Consider the following 19,599-nt stretch of genomic DNA (forward strand, 5'->3'; position numbering starts at 1 on the left):
CAGCGATGAGCGCACCTGTCGCGATCGTCATGGGCAGCCAGTCCGACTGGCCCACCATGCGCCATGCCCGTGATGTCCTGGCCGATCTTGGCGTCGAAACCGACTGCCGGATCGTGTCGGCCCACCGCACGCCCGAACGCATGTTCGATTTCGCCAAGGGCGCGGCCGATGCCGGATTCAAGGTCGTGATCGCAGGTGCCGGCGGCGCGGCGCATCTGCCGGGCATGATCGCGTCGATGACGCACTTGCCCGTGCTGGGCGTGCCGGTGAAGTCGAAGGCGCTTTCGGGCAACGATTCGCTGCTCTCCATCGTCCAGATGCCGGGCGGCGTTCCGGTCGGCACGCTGGCCATCGGCGATGCCGGCGCGAAGAACGCAGGGCTTCTGGCCGCATCCATTCTTGCCACCAACGACGATGCCTTGGCCCAGCGGCTGAAGGCATGGCGCGCCGCGCAAAGCGACAGCGTCGCCGAGCGCCCCTCCGACGAGGCCTGAAGAAAGACATTTTGAGATGAGCGACAAGCCGGTCATCCCACCGGGCAGCACGATCGGTATCCTGGGCGGCGGACAGCTGGGCCGGATGATGGCGATGGCCGCGGCGCAGCTGGGCTATCGCTGCCACATCTTCGCGCCCGAAGACCACAGCGTCGCCGCCGAAGTCTCGGCCGCCTTCACCAAGGCCTCGTTCGAGGACGAAAGCGCGCTGGCAGCCTTTGCCGCCGATTGCGACGTCGTGACTTACGAGTTCGAGAACGTGCCCGTCGCGCCGCTGGCCGCGCTGGGCGACGTGCCGCTGCGCGCTCCTTCGCGCGCACTGGAAATCGCGCAGGACCGGCTGGCCGAAAAGGATTTCGTAACCGATCTGGGCGGCACGCCCGCACCCTATTTCACGTTGGAAGACGAAGCCGGACTTTGCGCCGCGATCGAGAAGATCGGCACCCCCGGCATCCTCAAGACCCGCCGCGACGGATACGACGGCAAGGGTCAGTGGCGCATCAAGCGGCCAAGCGATGCGGAAGAACTGACCGTTCCGCCCCTGCCGCTGATCTACGAAGGGTTCGTGACGTTCGAGGCGGAGTTTTCCGTGATCCTCGTGCGTGCGCTCGACGGGCAAATCCGTTTCTGGGACAGCGCGCGCAACGACCATTCGGGCGGCATCCTGTCACGCTCCACCGTGCCGGGCGGCGACATCGTGGAAGCGCAAGTGCCCGAAGCCCGCGAGCTTGCCGCCAAGGTCGCGCAGGCGCTGGACTATGTCGGTGTCCTCACGCTCGAATTCTTCGCCACCGCCGATGGCCCCGTGTTCAACGAAATGGCACCGCGCGTGCACAATTCGGGGCACTGGACGATCGAGGGGGCGACCACCAGCCAGTTCGAAAACCACGTCCGCGCCATCTGCGGATTGCCGCTGGGCGATTGCGGATTGCGCGTTCCGGGCGCGGTCATGGACAATCTTGTCGGCACCACTGCACAAGAATGCCTTCCCGTGCTTGACGATCCGAGCGCACACCTGCACCTCTACGGGAAGGGAGAGGCGCGCGAGGGGCGCAAGATGGGTCATGTGACCCGCCTGATCCTGCATGAGGAAACCGAATGAAGGGGCCGGAACTGTTCATCGTCGTCGCGCGGGCTGCCAATGGCACCATCGGCGCCGACAATCGCCTGCCCTGGCACATTCCGGCCGACCTTGCCCATTTCAAGCGCCTGACCATGGGTGCCCCGATGATCATGGGGCGCAAGACGTTCGAATCGCTGCCGGGCACGTTGCCGGGCCGCCGCCACATCGTGCTGACCCGCAATCCCGAATGGATGCCGCCCAAAAGCGACGAGGATGATGACGAGGACGAGGACATCGAAGTCGCAGTCAGCCTTGACGATGCGATGCACCGTGCCAACGGCGCGCGGATCGCGGTGATCGGCGGGGCAGCCGTCTTTGCAGAAGCCCTGCCCCGCGCCCGCCGGATCGAGCTGACCGAGATTCACCGTGACTATGACGGCGATGTCGCCATGCCCGCAATCGATCCTGCCGAGTGGGAGGAGATCGCGCGCGAGGATCATCCCGAGAGCGGCAAGCACCCGGCTTTCAGCTTCGTCACCCTGCGACGCAAGGGTTGAGGATCGGATTACCCGGGGCCTAAGGCCAAGCCAACGATGATTCGCCTCACCTCTCTCGATCCCGTGCCCGATGCCTTGCGCGGCGCCGTCATGGCGCTGGGCAATTTCGATGGCATCCACCGCGGACACCAGTCCGTGATCGGCAAGGCGGTCGAACTGGGCCGGGCGCAGGGCCGCCCCGTCATCGTCGCCACGTTCGATCCGCACCCGGTGCGCTTTTTCAAACCCGATGCCCAGCCGTTCCGCCTGACTTCGCTCGACCAGCGCGAGGCCCGCTTCGCCGAACTGGGCGCAGATGCGATGATGGTCTTCGAATTCGGCGCAAGGCTTGCTGGCACAACCGCGCAGGAATTCGTGGCCGACCTTCTGGCGCGCGACATGGGCGTGAGCGCGGTCGTGACCGGCACCGACTTCACTTTCGGCAAGGGCAAGCAGGGCGATGTCGCCATGCTCGGCACGCTGGGCCGCGAAGTCGGGATCGAGGCGATCGGCGTCGCCCCGATCGAGGAAAACGGCGATGTCGTGTCCTCCAGCCGCATCCGCGACGCGCTGTGGTCGGGCGACCCGCAGACGGCGGCGCGCCTGCTGACCCGCCCTTTCGCGATTCGCGGCAAGGTCCAGCACGGCGACAAGGTGGGCCGCACGATCGGCTATCCCACCGCCAATATCGATCTCGGCAGCTATATTCGCCCGAAGTACGGCATCTACGCCGTGACCGGCCTGCTGCCCGACGGGCGTTTGCTGAAAGGTGCGGCCAACCTTGGCATTCGCCCCACGTTCGACCCGCCCAAGGAACTGCTGGAGCCCTATTTCTTCGATTTTTCCGAAGATCTCTACGATCAGGAAATCGAGGTCGCGTTCCATCACTTCATCCGGCCCGAGGCAAAGTTCGACAGCCTCGACGCGCTTGTCGCGCAGATGGAAAAAGACTGTGACGAGGCGCGCAGGCTTTTAGACGCTTAAGGGCGCTTTATCCGCGCGCCGCTTTGTTCTAGGTGCGCCGGTCATGACCGAAAAGCACAGCGCCAAAGACAGAGATTTCAAAGACACGGTTTTCCTGCCGAAGACCGACTTTCCCATGAAGGCCGGGCTTCCTGCGAAGGAACCGGGCATTCTGGCGCGCTGGCAGGACATGAACCTCTATGAAAAGCTGCGCGAGGCGCGCGCAGATCGTGAAAAGTTCATCCTGCACGACGGCCCCCCGTACGCGAACGGCGACATGCATATCGGCCACGCGCTGAACCACGTGCTGAAGGACATGGTTGTCCGCACGCAGAGCCTGCTTGGCAAGAACGCGCCCTACGTTCCGGGCTGGGACTGTCACGGCCTTCCGATCGAGTGGAAGGTGGAGGAGCAGTATCGCAAGAAAAAGAAGAACAAGGACGAGGTTCCGGCAAAGGAATTCCGCGCCGAATGCCGCGCCTATGCGCAGCATTGGGTGGACGTTCAGCGCGAACAGCTGAAGCGGCTTGGCATCAACGGCGACTGGGACCATCCGTACCTGACGATGCAGTTCGAGAGCGAGGCGACGATCGTTGCCGAACTGCTGAAGTTTGCCGAATCCGGCCAACTCTATCGCGGCGCGAAGCCAGTGATGTGGTCGCCGGTCGAAAAGACCGCGCTGGCGGAAGCCGAGGTCGAATACGAGGACATCACCTCGACCCAGATCGACGTGGCGTTCGAGATCACCGACGCCCCTGCCGAGGATCTCGTCGGAGCCTATGCGGTCATCTGGACGACTACCCCATGGACGATCCCGGTGAACCAGGCGCTCGCCTATGGGCCGGACGTCGATTATGTCCTGCTCACCATCGGCGATCTGCCCGAAGATGCCCCCGACACGGCATTGACGCTGGTATGGCGCGCGCTGGCGCAAGATGGCACCCGCATTCTTGCTGCCGAGCAGCTCGTAGCTCCGTTTGCACAGCGCCTCGGCAAGATGCTGGGCGCCACGCCGACGTTTGATGTCGTTCGCTCGCTCAAAGGCTCCGACCTCGCCGGCACCGTCGCCCGCCATCCGATGCACGAACTCGGCGGGTTCTACGCCGCGCCGCGTCCGCTGTTGCCCGGCGATTTCGTCACAACCGAGTCCGGCACCGGTCTCGTCCACATGGCGCCCGATCATGGCGAGGACGACTTCGACCTCTGCAAGGCGCACGGCATCGAACCCAAGTTCGTGGTCGAGGGCGATGGACGCTACCGCGAGGACTGGCTCTGGCTGCCGCGCACCGATGAACGGTCGATGTCGGTCATCCATCCCAAGTTCAACGCGCCTGATGGCCCGGTCTGTTCGGACTTGCGTGAAGTCGGCGCTCTCCTCAGCGCGTCCACCGACTATCAACACTCTTATCCACATAGCTGGCGGTCGAAGGCCAAGGTCATCTTCCGCTGCACGCCGCAGTGGTTCGTGCCGATGGACCAGAAAGAGGGTGACGAGCGCACGTTGCGTGAAAAGGCGCTCTCCGCGCTCGACGAAACCCGCTTCGTCCCCGCCAAGGGCCGCAACCGCATCGGTTCGATGGTCGAAGGCCGTCCCGACTGGGTCCTCTCGCGCCAGCGTGCGTGGGGCGTGCCGATCACGCTCTTTGTCGACCGCAAGACCGGCCAGTACCTTGTCGATCCGGCGGTCAATGCCCGGATCGTCGAATCCATCCGCACGCACGGCGTCGACGGGTGGGACGAGGAGCATGCCGCCGCGATCCTCGGCCCCGACTATAATCTCGACGATTACGAGCGGGTCACCGACATCCTCGACGTCTGGTTCGATTCGGGTTCGACGCACGCCTTCGTGCTCGAATCGGGTCGCTGGCCAGACCTCACGTGGCCAGCCGATCTCTATCTGGAAGGCAGCGACCAGCATCGCGGCTGGTTCCAGTCTTCGCTGCTCGAAAGCTGCGGCACGCGCGGCCGCGCGCCTTACAAGGCAGTGCTGACCCATGGCTTCACCATGGACGCCAAGGGCATGAAGATGTCGAAGTCGCTGGGCAACACGATCAGCCCGCTCGACACGATGCGCGACTATGGCGCGGACATCATCCGCCTGTGGGCGCTCTCGGTCGACTATACCGAGGATCACCGCATCGGGCCGGAAATCCTGAAGGGCGTTGCCGACAACTATCGCAAGCTGCGCAACACGTTCCGCTATCTGCTCGGCGCGCTGGACGGTTTCACTGAGGCGGAGCGTCTGCCGGTTGCCGAAATGCCGGAGCTGGAACGCTACGTTCTCTCGCTGCTGGGCGATCTGGATGCGAAGCTGAAGGCTTGTGTCGACGATTTCGACTTCAACACATACACCCGCGCGCTGTCGGATTTCTGCAACGAGGACTTGTCCGCGTTCTTCTTCGACATCCGCAAGGACAACCTCTACTGCGACGCGCCCACCGACACGGGCCGCCGCGCATATCGCACCGTGCTCGACACGCTGTTCCACGCGCTGGTCCGCTATGCCGCGCCGGTTCTGGTCTTCACCAGCGAAGAGGTATGGGGCACGCGTTATCCCGATGAAGGTAGCGTCCACCTCCTCGAATGGCCCGAAGTTCCCGCTGCCGATGCAAACAACGCACGCTGGGACGCGCTGCGCGATCTGCGCGAGAAAGTGACCGAGGCGATCGAGCCCTATCGCCGCGAAAAGACCATCCGATCGAGCCTCCAGGCCGAAGTCGAAGTGCCCGCAAGTGCGGTGCCCGAAGGCTTCAGCGATGAGGATCTGGCCAACCTGTTCATCACCGCGACAGTCACGCGCGGGCAAGGCGACGCCGTGATCGTGAAGCCTACCGACATGGCCAAGTGCGGCCGCTGCTGGCGCCATCTTCCCGAAGTGGCCGAAGACGGCGACGCCTGTCACCGCTGCGAAGCCGTGCTCGAAGGAATGGAAGCGGCCTGATGGGCATCGTCACGCCCAAACGGGTGCAGGGCCTGATCATCGCGGCTGCCGTGGTGATCGTGGACCAGTTCGTGAAATGGTTCGTGCTGTCGATCCTAAAACTGCGCGAGGTCGGCGTTGTCGACCTGCTGCCGTTCTTCGACCTGCGCTATGCCGAAAACCGCGGTATTTCGTACGGATTGCTGACCGCGGACAGCCTTGAGGGGCGCATCGGCCTGTTCCTGCTCACCGGGATCATCGCGCTGGGCGTGCTGATCTGGATGTTCCGCGAAAACAAGATGGGCGATATCGTCGCGCTGGCACTGGTGCTGGGCGGCGCGCTGGGCAATATCATCGACAGGGTGCGGTTCACGTACGTCGTGGACTACGCCGACTTTCACCTTGGAACATGGCGGCCCTTCGCCGTGTTCAACGTCGCCGACGCGGCAATATCGGCAGGCGTCGTCTTGCTGCTTGCCCGTTCGCTCTTCATAAGCGACAAGCCTTCCGACGAAGGCAAAGACTATCAGGCCGGTGCGGCCACGGAGAACAAATGATGCGTCTGAAATCCGCCATGCTCGTACTGGCTTCCTCGGCGATGCTGGCCGGGTGCACCAGCGGGCTCAACATCTTTGGCCGCGACCGTCCCGATGAAATGGCCGTGTCGCGTCAGGCTCCGCTCGCCGTCCCGCCGGACTTCGCGCTGACCCCGCCGGAACCGGGCGCCCCGCGTCCGCAGGAACCCACCGCCAGCCAGCAGGCACTGGAAGCCCTTTTCGGCGGCCCTGCTGCCCGCAGCGGCGTCGAAACCAGCGCGGTGATGAAGGCCGGCAGCGCCGATGCGGGCATCCGCTCCGCCGTCGGCGATCCCGACACGCACACCGTCGACAAAGGTGTCGTCACCCGCGACATCGTGGCCGCGCCCGAAGGCGATGGCCGCAACGCGCAGGCCGTGATCCCCGGCTGATCGTCGGGGTCAAAGGCCCTTAAAATTCAGGAATTTCAGTCGGCGTCCGGGTCAGTCTCGGGCGCCGACTTTTCACGTATGGCCAGCAGCTTGTCGATGCGGCGACCGTCCATGTCGACGATCTCGATCCGCCAGCCCTGGTCGATGAAGTATTCGCCCTCCACCGGCAGCTTTTTCAGCACCCAGAGCACGTAACCCGCCGCCGTTGCGAAATCGCGCGGTTCGGGCATGTCGATGGCCAGCCCCTCGGCCAGCCGGTCCACCGGCAGCGCACCCGACAAAAGGAGCGAGCCGTCCTCACGCTCCACGATCAGCGGATCGTCGCCATCGTCGCTATGCGCGGCAAACTGGCCGACCAGCGCATCGAGCAGGTCGGCAGGCGTCACGATCCCTTCGAAGTGCCCGTATTCGTCGTGGACCATCGCCATCGCCACATCGCCGCCCCGCATGATGCGCAGCGCGTCGAGCGCGTCGATCTGGTCGGGGATGATCTCGGCCTTCTTCATCAGGCGCGTCACGCTGGGCTTGCGCCCCTTCATCAGCGCGGCAAGCAGTTCGCGGACCTTGACCACGCCGATGATATTCTCGACCGAACCGTGGCCCACCGGCAGCAGCGAATGGGGCGAGGACGCGATGGCCTTGCGCATGTCCGCCTCGCTCGCGCGGCGTTCGATCCAGTCGATCTCGGTGCGCGGGGTCATCAATTCGCGCACGGGACGTTCGGCCAGTTTCAGCACTTCGGCCATGATCGTGCGTTCGGCTTCCTCGATCGCGCCGGACCGGGTCGCCTCGGTCATGATCAGCTTCAGCTCTTCGGCGGTCATGCCTGCATCGCCGGTCTTGCGCATGCCGATCAGGCGCAACAGCAGGCTCGTGCTCTTGTCTAGCAACCAGACCAGCGGGGCGGCCATGCGCGACAACATCTTCATCGGCGGGGCGGCAAAAACCGCGATTTTCTCACGCGAGCGGAGGGCGATCTGCTTTGGCGCCAGTTCACCCACGACGAGCGAGACATAAGTGGTCAGGACGATCACCAGCGCAAAACCCGCGGTCTGCGCAGTGTCTGGGTCAAGCCCGAGCAGGGCGAGCCGTTCGCCCACCGGCTTGCCAAGGCTTGCGCCCGAATAGGCGCCCGCGATGATCCCGATAAGCGTGATGCCGATCTGCACGGTGGACAGGAACTTGCCGCTGTCTGCGACGAGTTCGAGCGCGATCTTCGCGCGCTTCGATCCGTCTTCGGCCATGTGCCGCAGGCGCGCCGTGCGCGAGGAAACTATCGCGAGTTCGGAAAGCGAGAACAATCCATTGAGCAGGATCAGGCCAACGATGATGAGGACGTCGGTCCACGGAAAGGGTGACAAGCTTAAAAGCCTCGCCCAGGAATATTTTTCATAGCCCAGCCAGATAGCGGCATAGGACCGCTTCTAGCAAGAGAGCGCGCAAGGCCTGAAGCATGTCGCCAGCCCGTCGCGCGAAAACAATTCGCCGTCTTCGTCTCGTCACATGGAACAACGATGCCATGTTGCGCGTTTGGAAATTCGAACGCCGGGCATGGCGTGATTGCCTCTGCCCGGTCAAAGAACAACTTCGGAGGAAAAACCTCATGGCACGTCGCCGTTATCTTACTGCTGCAATCGCAACCGTCTCGCTGCTGGGCGTGTCCGCCTGCGTCACCGACCCGAACACGGGTGAAAAGAAGGTGTCGCGCACCGTCCTCGGTTCTGCCGGCGGCGCGGCCGCAGGTTACCTGCTGGGCGGCATCATCGGCGGCAAGACCGCCCGTATCGTCGGCGCAGGCGTCGGCGGTGTTGCCGGCGGTGTCGTCGGTTACAAGATGGACCAGCAGATCAAGGAACTGAAGGAACAGACCGCCGGTTCGGGCATCGATGTCACCGACGAAGGCGACTACATCAAGGTCAACCTTCCCGACGGCGTGACTTTCGCCACCGACAGTTCGACGATCTCGCCCTCGTTCAAGGCGGTTCTCGACGATATCGCCGCGTCGCTGATCCAGTATCCGGACAGCCTCGTCGACGTTTACGGTTTCACCGACAACACCGGCTCGGAAGCGTACAATCTTCAACTTTCGGAACGCCGCGCCAAGGCGGTTGCCGATTACCTGATCTATCAGGGCGTTCCGGCGGCCCGCCTCGCCACCAAGGGCTTCGGTGAAGATCCGAACTACTTCGTAGCTAGCAACGACACGGCCGAAGGCCGCGCGATGAACCGCCGCGTCGAGATCAAGATCGTTCCGATCAGCCAGGAAGACGTCCAGGCCGCACAGGGGAACTAAGCCCCTCCTGCGATCGGGCTCTTCGTCCAGATTTTCGGCGACGGCCGGAAAGCACGGGTCAGGCGGACAACCGCCTGGCCCGTTCGCTTATCCGCTCGACAGCCGCTTCGTGGATCGCCGGCGCGCTGACCAGCAGGCCGAAGGCACGCGGATCGCGCTTGTTGTAGGCCAGCGCCCTGCCGAACGCGTCGGTCACCGCCGCCCCCGCCTCGCGCGCGATCAGGCCCGCGGCACCGATATCCCATTCATACCCCCAGCGCAGCGTTGCCAGCAGGTCCGCTTCATCGGCGGCGACCATTGCGATGCGCAGCGCGATCGAATTGGGCTTGTCCACGCAAGTCAGGTCGCTGTCTTCCTTGGGCAGAGCATCGGCCGGGGTCCGCGCGCCGGACAGCTGGGTCCGCCGACTCGATACGAGCCGCTTTCCGTTGCGGTAAGAACCCTGCCCTGCCTGCGCCGTCCAATATTCGTGCCGTGCCGGTGCGTTGAGCCCCGCGATCAGCGGCCGATTGGCACTGACCAGCGCGACCGAAATCGACCATCCCGTACGCCCGCGCAGAAAGTCCCGCGTCCCGTCGATCGGATCGACTAGCCAGATCAGCCCACCCTCCAGCCTGTCGGGCGCGTCGACGGTCTCTTCCGAAAGCCAGCCCGCAGACGGCAGAAGGTCTGTCAGCGCGTCCTTCAGATAGCTGTTCACGGCAAGGTCGGCGGCGCAGACCGGGCTGTTGTCGTCCTTCTGCCAGGTCTTGGGTTCATGACCCATGCCGGGCCACTGGGCGAGAGCGATTCGCCCAGCCTCGGCCATGATCGAGTCGAATCTTGCGCGGTTCAGCATGATTACGGTCCGCTGTTGCAAATGATTTGCAAAGTCAAAGATAAACTGGCGGAATGTTCAGTTTCCGCGCGTCAAGGTGCACATGTAGACGATAGCAGCCCTTTTCAACAGGCCCCCGCTATGCTTTACGCACGTGCGAAACGGGCGCACAGGCCCGGCAGACAACAAGGATTGGCGATGAACATTCACGAATATCAGGCGAAGGAACTGCTCGCGAAATTCGGAGTGGGCGTTCCGGCCGGCCACGCCGCGCTGACGGTCGAAGAAGCTGTCGAAGCCGCGAAGAAGCTGCCCGGACCGCTCTACGTCGTGAAGGCCCAGATCCACGCAGGTGGCCGCGGCAAGGGCAAGTTCAAGGAACTCGGCCCCGACGCCAAGGGCGGTGTCCGCCTCGCCAAGACCCTCGACGACGTCAAGCAGGACGCCGAGGACATGCTCGGCAACACGCTGGTCACCGTGCAGACCGGCGATGCCGGCAAGCAGGTCAACCGCCTCTACGTCACCGACGGCGTGGACATCGCCGAGGAATACTACCTCTCGATGCTGGTCGACCGCGCCACTGGCCGCGTTGCCCTGATCGTGTCGACCGAAGGCGGCATGGACATCGAGGAAGTCGCCCACTCGACGCCCGAAAAGATCACCACGATCACCATCGACCCGGCCGAAGGCTTCATGCCACACCATGGCCGCGCGGTCGCTTTCGCTCTCAACCTCGACGGCGAACTCAACAAGCAGGCGCAGAAGCTGTCGAAGCAGCTTTACGAAGCGTTCATGGCGCTCGACTGCGAAATGCTCGAAATCAACCCGCTCGTCGAAACCAAGGACGGTAACCTGCTCGTCCTCGACACCAAGATGAGCTTCGACGGCAACGCCCTGTTCCGTCACCCCGACGTTGCCGCCCTGCGCGACGAAACCGAGGAAGACCCGGCCGAAGTCGAAGCTTCGGAATACGATCTTGCCTACATCAAGCTCGACGGCAACATCGGCTGCATGGTCAACGGCGCGGGCCTTGCCATGGCGACGATGGACATCATCAAGCTCAATGGCGCCTTCCCGGCCAACTTCCTCGACGTCGGCGGCGGTGCCACGACCGAAAAGGTGACCGCGGCCTTCAAGATCATCCTGTCGGACCCGGCTGTCGAGGGCATCCTTGTCAACATCTTCGGCGGCATCATGAAGTGCGACATCATCGCCGACGGCATCGTCGCAGCGGCCAAGGAAGTGAACCTCTCGGTTCCCCTCGTCGTCCGCCTCGAAGGCACCAACGTGGAGAAGGGCAAGGAAATCCTGGCCAACTCGGGCCTGCCGATCGTGCCCGCCGATGACCTTGGCGATGCTGCGAAGAAGATCGTGGCACAGGTCAAGGAAGCGGCCTGAACCTGATTACGGAAGGGCCGGTGCCGCAAGGTTCCGGCCCTTTTTCTTGTGTCTCATGGCGGCAGAAGACCGCAGACGGGACACGGCAGAACGCCTCAGCGATAAATCGCAGTGTCAGGCCTGCCAAAAAACCCAGCTTGCCGTAGCGTCCTTGACCTAGTTAGCGCTCATCCCCACACGCATACCTGCAAATATTCGCATCCCGGTCAGGCGCGCCCGATGGCAAAGCGCCAAACCGCATTGCAACCACAGAGAGGACCACTCTTATGAAAGCCCTCGTACCCGTAAAGCGGGTGATCGATTACAACGTTAAGCCCCGCGTGAAAGCGGATGGCTCGGGCGTCGATCTCTCCAACGTGAAGATGAGCATGAACCCCTTCGACGAAATTGCCGTCGAAGAAGCGATCCGTCTGAAGGAAGCCGGCAAGGTCGAAGAGATCATCGCCGTTTCCGTAGGCCCGGCAAAGGCGCAGGAAACCCTGCGCACCGCGCTCGCCATGGGCGCGGACAGCGCGATCCTCGTCGAAACCGACGAAGAGGTCGAACCGCTGGCCGTCGCCAAGATTCTGAAGGCCGTGGCTGCAGAGGTCGAACCCGGCCTCGTGATCCTGGGCAAGCAGGCCATCGACGATGACAGCAACCAGACCGGCCAGATGCTGGCCGCGCTGATGGACCTGCCCCAGGGCACCTTCGCATCGAAGGTCGAAGTGGACGGGGACAGCGTCAGCGTCACGCGCGAAGTCGACGGCGGCCTTGAAACCGTGAAGCTTTCGCTTCCGGCCATCGTCACCACCGACCTTCGCCTGAACGAGCCGCGCTACGCTTCGCTGCCCAACATCATGAAGGCGAAGAAGAAGCCGCTCGAAACCAAGACGCCTGCTGACTACGGCGTGGACATTACCCCGCGCCTGAAGACGACGAACGTATCCGAACCGCCGGTCCGCCAAGCGGGCGTGAAGGTCGCCGACGTCGATGAACTGGTTGCCAAGCTCAAAGCCATGGGAGTCGCCTGATGAAGACGCTCGTCTGGGTCGAACACGACAATTCGAACATGGCCGACGCTACGCTGGCCGCCGTTACTGCCGCATCGAAGCTGGGTGAAGTCCACCTGCTGGTCGCCGGTTCGGGCTGCCGCGCAGTGGCCGAACAGGCCGCCGCAATCGCGGGCGTGGGCAAAGTTCACCTTGCCGACGATGCCGCCTATGCCAATGCACTGGCGGAAAACGTCGCACCGCTGGTCGTCGGCCTGATGGCCGATCACGACGCCTTCGTGTGCCCGGCCACCACCACCGGCAAGAACATCGCGCCGCGCGTCGCCGCGCTGCTCGACGTGATGCAGATCTCCGACATCCTTTCGGTCGAGGGTGAGAAGACCTTCACGCGTCCGATCTACGCCGGCAACGCCATCGCGACGGTCGAATCGACCGATGCGAAGCTGGTCATCACCGTGCGCGGCACCGCCTTCGACAAGGCCGAGGCCACCGGCGGTTCGGCCGCAATCGAGGACGTCGCCAGCACCGGCGATGCAGGCAAGTCCAGCTTCGTGAGCGCCGAACTCGCCGAGAGCGAGCGCCCCGAACTGACCAGCGCGAAGATCATCGTGTCGGGCGGCCGTGCGCTGAAGGATGCCGAGACCTTCGAACAGGTCATCATGCCGCTGGCCGACAAGCTGGGCGCAGGCGTCGGCGCAAGCCGCGCGGCGGTCGACGCGGGCTATGTCCCGAACGACTACCAGGTCGGCCAGACCGGCAAGATCGTGGCACCGGAAGTCTACATCGCCATCGGTATTTCGGGCGCGATCCAGCACCTTGCCGGCATGAAGGATTCCAAGACCATCATCGCCATCAACAAGGACGAGGACGCCCCGATTTTCCAGGTCGCGGACATCGGCCTTGTCGCCGATCTCTACAAGGCCGTGCCGGAGCTGACCGAAAAGCTCTGAGCCACAGCTTTACCTGACAAGCGAAGGGCGGTGCGTTTCACGCGCCGCCCTTTCTTTTTGTGCGCAGCATAGGTGCATCTCGGGTCTGGCCTTTGACTTGTCACCACTCCTGCCTATGTCTGACGTAATCATCCGCGCGATCCCTCGCGCAAAGCCCCCCTGGGAGAGATATGACCGAACGTAAGGATCCGCCGGTGGAGCCCGGCCAGCCCGGCCCGCACGGCAAACCCGAAGCTGCCGACCGCGCGCTGACGCCGCGCAAGTTCTACAAGGCCGAACAGGAAGCCGCCTTTTCCGAGGGGTCGCCGCTCCACACGCCTCAGACGAGCCACCCGGCCTATAGCCTCGCGTTCCGCGATACCGATTTCCTGCTGCGCGACGACTTGCGCCCGGTGCGCTTTCAGCTCGAACTGCTGAAGGCGGAAACGATGCTGGAAGAAGCCGGCGTCGGCTCGATGCTGGTCATCTACGGGTCTGCTCGCATCCCTTCGCCAGAAAAGGCGGAGGAGCTTCTCGCCAAGGCGGACACCGATCCGCGCGGACGCGACGTGATCGAAAGCCTTGTCGCCAAGACGAAGTATTACGAGGAAGCCCGCAAGCTGGCCTACATGGCAAGCGCGGCCGCCATCGTCGAAAATGGAGAGCGTCAGTTCGTCGTGTGTTCGGGCGGCGGCCCATCCATCATGGAAGCGGCCAATCGCGGCGCGCACGAAGCAGGTGCGGAAAGCGTCGGGCTCAACATCGTGCTGCCGCATGAACAGGCGCCCAACGAATACGTGACGCCGCGCCTGTCGCTGCAATTCCATTACTTCGCGCTGCGCAAGATGCACTTCCTGATGCGGGCGCGGGCGCTGGCGGTCTTCCCCGGCGGTTTCGGCACGTTCGACGAGTTTTTCGAGACGCTGACCCTGGTCCAGACCGGCAAGATGAAGCCGATCCCGATCTTCCTGTTCGGGCGCGAGTTCTGGGAAAAGGTCGTCAACTTCAAGGCGCTGGCCGACGAAGGCGTGATCAGCCACGAGGACCTGAAACTTTTCCGCATCGTCGACACCGCCGACGAAGCCTGGGAAAAAATCGTGAAATTCTACAACCTGAACCCGGCTACCCGGATCAAGTGATACGCACGGCCTGATGGCCGAGAGGGCCGTGCCCGGCACCAAAACCGGGCGCGGCCAAAAGTGCGGCGCGCACGAAAGCGCGCGCCTGTTCGATGGCGGGCACCAGTCCCAGTCCTGAACCAAGGCCGGTGGCAATCGCGCTGGCCATGGTGCAGCCGGTGCCATGTGTGTGCTGCGTATCTATGCGCGGCGCGGACCATTCCAGCTTATCTTCGCCCGGACGATAGAGCCGGTCGGTAACGACCTCGCCAGGCGCATCGCCGCCCTTGGCAAGAAACGTCACGCCCCTTGCGCACAGCCCCTCGATCCCGCCCAGGGCGTCGGTTTCGGGAACATTGGGCGTGGTGAGCGTGGCCATCGTCATCAGCCGCTCGAAACCCGCGATGGTTTCCGCATCGGCCAGAACCGAACCGCTGGTCGCGACCATGACGGGGTCGAACACGATGGGCGCGTCGACGCTTTCCAGAAGGTCGGCGACGGCATGGGCAATCGCGGGGCTGCCAAGCATCCCGATCTTCACCGCATCCACGCCGATGTCGTCGATGCAGGACTGCGCCTGCGCCGCGACCAATTCGGGCGACAGCACTTCGACCGCCTGGACCCCGGTCGTATTCTGCGCGGTGATGGCGGTGATCGCGGTCATCGCATAACCGCCCAGCATCGTGATCGTCTTGATGTCGGCCTGAATGCCTGCGCCGCCCGAACTGTCCGAACCGGCGATGACCAGAATGCGCGGCGGCGTGCTCACCCTTGCGCGTCTTTCATTTTCGCGGCCTTCAATTGGCTCGATGCCGAACGCGTGGGCCGATCGACCAGTTCGCCGCCGCACTTGGGACAAAGGTCGTCCATGTCTTCGGCACATTCGGCGCAGTAGGTGCATTCGAAGCTGCAGATGAACGCGCCGGGCGCTTCTGCCGGTAGGTCAGCTTCGCAGCGTTCGCAGTGGGGGCGCATTTCCAGCATCAGGAACTGGCCTCCTTGACCGCATCGCAAATCGCATCGACGACCTGTTCGACTTCGGCGGCATCGTCGCCCTCGGCCATGACGCGCACGACGGGTTCGGTGCCCGACTTGCGAATGACGACACGGCCCTTGCCTGCCAGCACGCCCTCGCCATTGGCGATCGCGTCCTTGACCAGCGTGGTTTCGAGCGGATTGCCCGTGAAGCGCACGTTCTTCAAGATCTGCGGCACCGGGTCGAAGAGGTGGAGCAGCTCGCTCGCCTTCTTGCCCGACTTTACCAGCGCGGCCAGCACTTGCAGCGCCGCGACAGTGCCGTCGCCAGTGGTGGCGTGGTCGAGCAGGATCATGTGCCCCGACTGTTCGCCGCCGACGTTGAAATCGCCCGTGCGCATGGCTTCAAGGACATAGCGGTCGCCCACCGCCGTGCGCACGAGGTTCAGCCCCTCGCCTTCGAGGAAGCGTTCAAGGCCAAGGTTGCTCATTACCGTGGCGACCACGCCTCCGCCGCGCAACCGGCCTTGCCGGTGCCAGTCGCGCCCGATCAGCGCCATGATCTGGTCGCCGTCGACCGTCTTGCCCTTTTCGTCCACGACGATCAGGCGGTCCGCATCCCCGTCGAGCGCGATGCCGATGTCGGCCCCTTCCTCGACGACGCGCTTTTTGATCGCGTCCACCGCGGTCGATCCGACGTCGCGGTTGATGTTGAGACCGTCGGGCGAGACGCCCATCTCGATCACTTCGGCGCCCAGTTCCCACAAGGCAGGCGGCGTCACGTCATAGGCCGCGCCATTCGCGCAATCGATCACGATCTTCAGGCCGTCCAGACGCACCGTGTTGGGGAGCGACGCCTTGACCGCGTGGATATAGCGGCCCCGCGCGTCCTCGATCCGGCGGGCGCGGCCGATATCCTGCGGGGGGACGAGGAGCTGTTCCTGGTCGATCATCATCTCGACCGCCAGTTCGTCCTCGTCCGAAAGCTTGAACCCGTCCGGGCCGAACAGCTTGATGCCGTTATCCTCGAACGGGTTGTGGCTGGCACTGATCATGACGCCCAGATCGGCGCGCATCGACCGCGCCAGCAGCGCGACCGCCGGAGTTGGCATCGGGCCGAGCAGGACCACGTCCATCCCCACGCTGGTGAACCCTGCCACCATGGCGCTTTCCATCATGTAGCCCGACAGGCGCGTATCCTTGCCGATGACGACGCGGTGCTTGTGCCCGCCGCGCAGAAAGTAGGTTCCCGCGGCCTGGCCGACCTTCATCGCCATCGACGCGGTCATGTTGCCGGAATTGGTGCGCCCCCTGATCCCGTCGGTGCCGAAATACTTGCGTCCCAAGTCGCGTCCTTCTTTTTCTCGATCCTGATGGAAAGCCAATGAGCGAGCCTGATGGCGGTTCCTTTTGTGTAATGGCACCCCCGATGCCACACGTGAAGGCGGATGGTGCACGCCCGAACGCGAAATATACCCGAAACTGCAACTTGAACCTGCGCAATGCGTTTACACATATGAACGCGAGACAACAAAAAGCGACCTTCCAAGGAGTTTCAAAATGGCCATTGCCTTTCCCGACCTTCCCTATGCCCACGATGCGCTGAGCCCGGCGATCGGTTCGGAAACGCTGAAGACCCACCACGGCAAGCACCACAAGGCCTACGTCGACAAGACGAACGCCGCGGTCGAGGGCACCGACCTTGCCGACGCTTCGCTGGAATCGATCATCGCCAAGGCGGACGAAACCGGCAACTCAGGCCTGTTCAACAACTCGGCACAGAGCTGGAACCACGCCTTCTACTGGCACTCGATGGCCCCTTCTAGCGAAGGACCGAGCGGTGACCTGCTCGACGCGATCAACGCCGCGTTCGGTTCGGTCGACGCGCTGGTCGAAAAGCTGCAGTCGGCAGGCGCCGGCCACTTCGCATCGGGCTGGGTCTGGCTCGCCGCCGACGCGGACGGCAAGCTTTCGGTCGAAGAAACGCACGATGCCGGCACGCTGGCCATTGGCGGCAAGAACCCGCTTCTCACGCTCGACGTGTGGGAACACGCTTACTACCTCGACCACAAGAACGTGCGTCCCGACTATCTCAAGGCGGTCAGCACCGGCCACCTGAACTGGGACTTCGCGGCAGAGAACTACAAGCGTGGTTCGATCTGGTCGTATCCTTCGGCCTGAGCCCAAAACCAACTGAACAAACAAACACCTGAACAAGCGAAAGGCCGGGATAACCTCCCGGCCTTTTTCTTTTGCCCCGACGATGTTCGCCTAGTCAGGCGGCGGCTTCGTCGTCCTCGCTTCGTCGCTGGAACAAGGGCTCTCCGAACAGGAAGCCGATAATGTTGGGATGCCCCAGGTGTTCGAACAGGGCCATGAGCGTAATCAGGATCGGCATCGACAAAACCGCGCCCAGCACGCCCCAGACCCATGTAAAATAGCTGATCCCGATCAGGATGATCACCGGGTTCATCGTGAACCGCGCGCCCAGGATCGCCGGGGTCACGGCATTGGCCTCGATCGTGTGGAGGCCAAGATAGGCGGCGGCCGGAACCAGCCCCATCAGGATCGTGTCCGCCGTCCCCATGCCGACCAGAAGCAGGATCGCCGTCATCGCGAAGGGGCCGATATAGGGCAGGAAGTTCAAGAGAGCGGCCAGACCGCCCCACATGATCGGCGCATCCAGCCCGATCGCCCATGCGCCCAGTGCCGCGACGACACCAACGCCCAGGTTGATGAGACCGACGGTGAGGATATAGCTCGCCACGCGGTCCTGCACTTCACGCAGGGCACGCGCCGCCTTCAGCGAAGCGCCGAATTCGGTACGCTCCAGAAGGAGCCTGTGCCGCATCCTGACGCGCGCCTCGATCATGAAGAACGCCATCAGGAAGGTCAGCAGCGTCTCGATAATGACGGTGGGCGTGGCAAGTGCGACCCGTTCGATCATCGATGGCGTGGCGACGACGACTTCCTGACCCGATTTCGGACCACTTAGTTCGCCCAGCCGCTTGCCAAGGTCGTTGATCCAGTCGAGCTGACCCCGCAGTTGCCCGAACGACTTGTCGATCGAGGCGATCATCTGCGGGACCTGTTCGAACAGGTCGGCAGCAGGCTGCAGAATGGCCGTCGCGGCAATGACCAGGACGGCGATGAAGATCACCACCGACAGCAAGGACGCGATGACGTTGGGAATGCCGATTGAATTGATTCTGTCCGCCAGCGGCGAAAGCAGGATCGTCAACACGACCGCCGTCACCAGCGGCAGGAAGACGATTGATCCGATCGACAGGACGAAAGGCAGGGCCAGAAACAGCCCCAGCCCGATCATCAGCAACAATGCAGAAGCAAGACGCCCCAGATCGAGGTCGGCACCCTCGCCACGGGCACCGGCTTCCTCGCCCGCGGCGTTGCCGGCCAGCCGTTCGATACGTTGTGCGCGGGTTTCGTCCCGGTCCGGTGTCTCATCCGCCATGACAGCCCCCCAGGCCGCCCCTAGCGGTTCACGTTAGCCTGCGGCTCGGCCATGTCGTCGAGCTCACCCATGATCGCACCATGCGCGACCGCGTCGTCCACCGAACGCTGCGGCACGTCACCATCTTCCAGCATCGAGGTCAGCGCAGCGCGGGCACGGCCCACGCGGCTCTTGATCGTGCCGACGGCGCAATCGCAGATCTGGGCCGCTTCTTCGTAGCTGAAGCCGCCTGCCCCGACGAGCAGCAGCGCTTCACGCCTTTCGGGCGGAAGGGTCAGCAGAGCGCGGTGCATGTCGGATAAGTGCAACGGACCTTCCTGCGATGCAGGTGCGGTCAGGATACGCTCGGCCACGGTTTCGTCGTAGTCGGCGCGGAAACGGTTGCGACGCATATCGGTGAGATAGGCATTGCGCAGGATCACGAAGGTCCATGCCCGCATCGAAGTGCCGGGCTGGAAACGCTCCTGCGCGGCCCACGCCTTCATCAAGGCTTCCTGCACGAGATCGTCGGCCACGTCGGGCCGGCCGCACAGGCCGCGTGCGAAAGCACGCAAGTGCGGGATCACGTCGGTCAGCTCTTTCTTGAATTCGGACGCGCGTGCGCGTTCCTCGGCCTCAGAACGTACGGTTACCGCCTCGGGCTCAGCCTGGCTGGTCATGTC

At 63.6% G+C, this 19,599-nt stretch carries 20 protein-coding genes; 13 read left to right on the top strand and 7 right to left on the bottom strand.

Annotation, left to right across the window (positions count from 1 at the left end; translation table 11 throughout):
• Positions 1–5 precede the first annotated feature (5 nt).
• From purE to FAX90_RS07865, 7 genes are read left to right on the top strand one after another with little or no spacing between them, the layout of a single operon-like run.
• Positions 6–494, top strand: a complete 489-nt coding sequence (purE, locus tag FAX90_RS07835; RefSeq protein ID WP_144096700.1) for a 5-(carboxyamino)imidazole ribonucleotide mutase — start codon at positions 6–8, stop codon at positions 492–494.
• Positions 495–510: 16 nt separating this feature from the next.
• Positions 511–1,596, top strand: coding sequence for a 5-(carboxyamino)imidazole ribonucleotide synthase (locus tag FAX90_RS07840; RefSeq protein WP_144096701.1), 1,086 nt, complete (start codon positions 511–513; stop codon positions 1,594–1,596).
• A complete protein-coding gene (locus FAX90_RS07845) occupies positions 1,593–2,114 on the top strand; it encodes a dihydrofolate reductase (protein WP_144096702.1) in 522 nt (173 codons plus the stop codon). Before FAX90_RS07840 ends, FAX90_RS07845 begins: the two co-directional genes overlap by 4 nt.
• Before the next feature lie 36 nt (positions 2,115–2,150).
• Positions 2,151–3,077: a bifunctional riboflavin kinase/FAD synthetase gene (locus tag FAX90_RS07850; protein ID WP_144096703.1), complete on the top strand. Its 927-nt coding sequence runs from the start codon at positions 2,151–2,153 to the stop codon at positions 3,075–3,077.
• A 43-nt stretch (positions 3,078–3,120) separates the two neighbouring features.
• Entirely contained in the window at positions 3,121–5,997 is a 2,877-nt protein-coding gene (gene ileS, locus FAX90_RS07855) for an isoleucine--tRNA ligase (protein ID WP_144096704.1), read from the top strand.
• The gene (gene lspA / locus FAX90_RS07860) at positions 5,997–6,533 is read left to right on the top strand and encodes a signal peptidase II (RefSeq protein ID WP_144096705.1); all 537 of its coding nucleotides are present in this window, start codon (positions 5,997–5,999) and stop codon (positions 6,531–6,533) included. The genes ileS and lspA overlap by 1 nt, the downstream gene beginning before the upstream one ends.
• Positions 6,533–6,943 (top strand): DUF3035 domain-containing protein, encoded by a 411-nt coding sequence (locus FAX90_RS07865; protein WP_144096915.1) that lies wholly within the window; start codon positions 6,533–6,535, stop codon positions 6,941–6,943. Before lspA ends, FAX90_RS07865 begins: the two co-directional genes overlap by 1 nt.
• Before the next feature lie 35 nt (positions 6,944–6,978).
• Here FAX90_RS07865 and FAX90_RS07870 read toward each other — a convergent pair whose 3' ends face one another.
• Positions 6,979–8,304: a hemolysin family protein gene (locus tag FAX90_RS07870; protein WP_144096706.1), complete on the bottom strand. Its 1,326-nt coding sequence runs from the start codon at positions 8,302–8,304 to the stop codon at positions 6,979–6,981.
• A gap of 242 nt (positions 8,305–8,546) precedes the next feature.
• On the opposite strand from FAX90_RS07870, the gene FAX90_RS07875 reads away from it, so the two are divergent.
• Positions 8,547–9,236 (top strand): YiaD family glycine zipper/OmpA-like lipoprotein, encoded by a 690-nt coding sequence (locus tag FAX90_RS07875; protein WP_144096707.1) that lies wholly within the window; start codon positions 8,547–8,549, stop codon positions 9,234–9,236.
• A 58-nt stretch (positions 9,237–9,294) separates the two neighbouring features.
• Here the strand turns inward: FAX90_RS07875 and FAX90_RS07880 are convergent, their stop codons facing one another.
• The gene (locus tag FAX90_RS07880) at positions 9,295–10,074 is read right to left on the bottom strand and encodes a 3'(2'),5'-bisphosphate nucleotidase CysQ (protein ID WP_144096708.1); all 780 of its coding nucleotides are present in this window, start codon (positions 10,072–10,074) and stop codon (positions 9,295–9,297) included.
• 177 nt (positions 10,075–10,251) lie between these two features.
• Between FAX90_RS07880 and sucC the strand changes: the two genes are divergently transcribed.
• The 4 genes from sucC to FAX90_RS07900 all read left to right on the top strand — a co-directional run bounded on the left by sucC (position 10,252) and on the right by FAX90_RS07900 (position 14,511).
• Positions 10,252–11,451, top strand: a complete 1,200-nt coding sequence (gene sucC, locus FAX90_RS07885) for an ADP-forming succinate--CoA ligase subunit beta (RefSeq protein ID WP_144096709.1) — start codon at positions 10,252–10,254, stop codon at positions 11,449–11,451.
• 266 nt (positions 11,452–11,717) lie between these two features.
• Entirely contained in the window at positions 11,718–12,464 is a 747-nt protein-coding gene (locus tag FAX90_RS07890; protein WP_144096710.1) for an electron transfer flavoprotein subunit beta/FixA family protein, read from the top strand.
• Positions 12,464–13,393 carry an electron transfer flavoprotein subunit alpha/FixB family protein gene (locus FAX90_RS07895; RefSeq protein ID WP_144096711.1) on the top strand — a complete coding sequence of 310 codons (930 nt, stop codon included), beginning with the start codon at positions 12,464–12,466 and terminating at the stop codon, positions 13,391–13,393. Before FAX90_RS07890 ends, FAX90_RS07895 begins: the two co-directional genes overlap by 1 nt.
• A gap of 170 nt (positions 13,394–13,563) precedes the next feature.
• Positions 13,564–14,511: an LOG family protein gene (locus FAX90_RS07900; protein WP_144096712.1), complete on the top strand. Its 948-nt coding sequence runs from the start codon at positions 13,564–13,566 to the stop codon at positions 14,509–14,511.
• Here the strand turns inward: FAX90_RS07900 and thiD are convergent.
• Genes thiD through glmM form a run of 3 tightly spaced genes read right to left on the bottom strand, consistent with a single transcriptional unit; the run spans position 14,504 to position 16,811 of the window.
• Complete coding sequence (gene thiD, locus FAX90_RS07905; protein ID WP_144096713.1) at positions 14,504–15,259, bottom strand: bifunctional hydroxymethylpyrimidine kinase/phosphomethylpyrimidine kinase; 756 nt, start codon at positions 15,257–15,259, stop codon at positions 14,504–14,506. The two genes, FAX90_RS07900 and thiD, sit on opposite strands and share 8 nt — an antisense overlap.
• Entirely contained in the window at positions 15,256–15,474 is a 219-nt protein-coding gene (locus tag FAX90_RS07910) for a DUF1272 domain-containing protein (protein WP_144096714.1), read from the bottom strand. The genes thiD and FAX90_RS07910 overlap by 4 nt, the downstream gene beginning before the upstream one ends.
• Entirely contained in the window at positions 15,474–16,811 is a 1,338-nt protein-coding gene (gene glmM / locus FAX90_RS07915; protein WP_144096715.1) for a phosphoglucosamine mutase, read from the bottom strand. The genes FAX90_RS07910 and glmM overlap by 1 nt, the downstream gene beginning before the upstream one ends.
• Positions 16,812–17,025: 214 nt before the next feature.
• On the opposite strand from glmM, the gene FAX90_RS07920 reads away from it, so the two are divergent.
• Complete coding sequence (locus tag FAX90_RS07920; RefSeq protein ID WP_144096716.1) at positions 17,026–17,646, top strand: superoxide dismutase; 621 nt, start codon at positions 17,026–17,028, stop codon at positions 17,644–17,646.
• 94 nt (positions 17,647–17,740) lie between these two features.
• Here FAX90_RS07920 and FAX90_RS07925 read toward each other — a convergent pair whose 3' ends face one another.
• Together FAX90_RS07925 and FAX90_RS07930 are read right to left on the bottom strand one after the other, a co-directional pair.
• The gene (locus FAX90_RS07925; RefSeq protein ID WP_144096717.1) at positions 17,741–18,937 is read right to left on the bottom strand and encodes an AI-2E family transporter; all 1,197 of its coding nucleotides are present in this window, start codon (positions 18,935–18,937) and stop codon (positions 17,741–17,743) included.
• A 20-nt stretch (positions 18,938–18,957) separates the two neighbouring features.
• A complete protein-coding gene (locus FAX90_RS07930; protein ID WP_144096718.1) occupies positions 18,958–19,596 on the bottom strand; it encodes a sigma-70 family RNA polymerase sigma factor in 639 nt (212 codons plus the stop codon).
• Between the last annotated feature and the right edge of the window lie 3 nt (positions 19,597–19,599).

This window comes from Croceicoccus sediminis (genome assembly GCF_007570835.1).
GTDB lineage: Bacteria > Pseudomonadota > Alphaproteobacteria > Sphingomonadales > Sphingomonadaceae > Croceicoccus > Croceicoccus sediminis.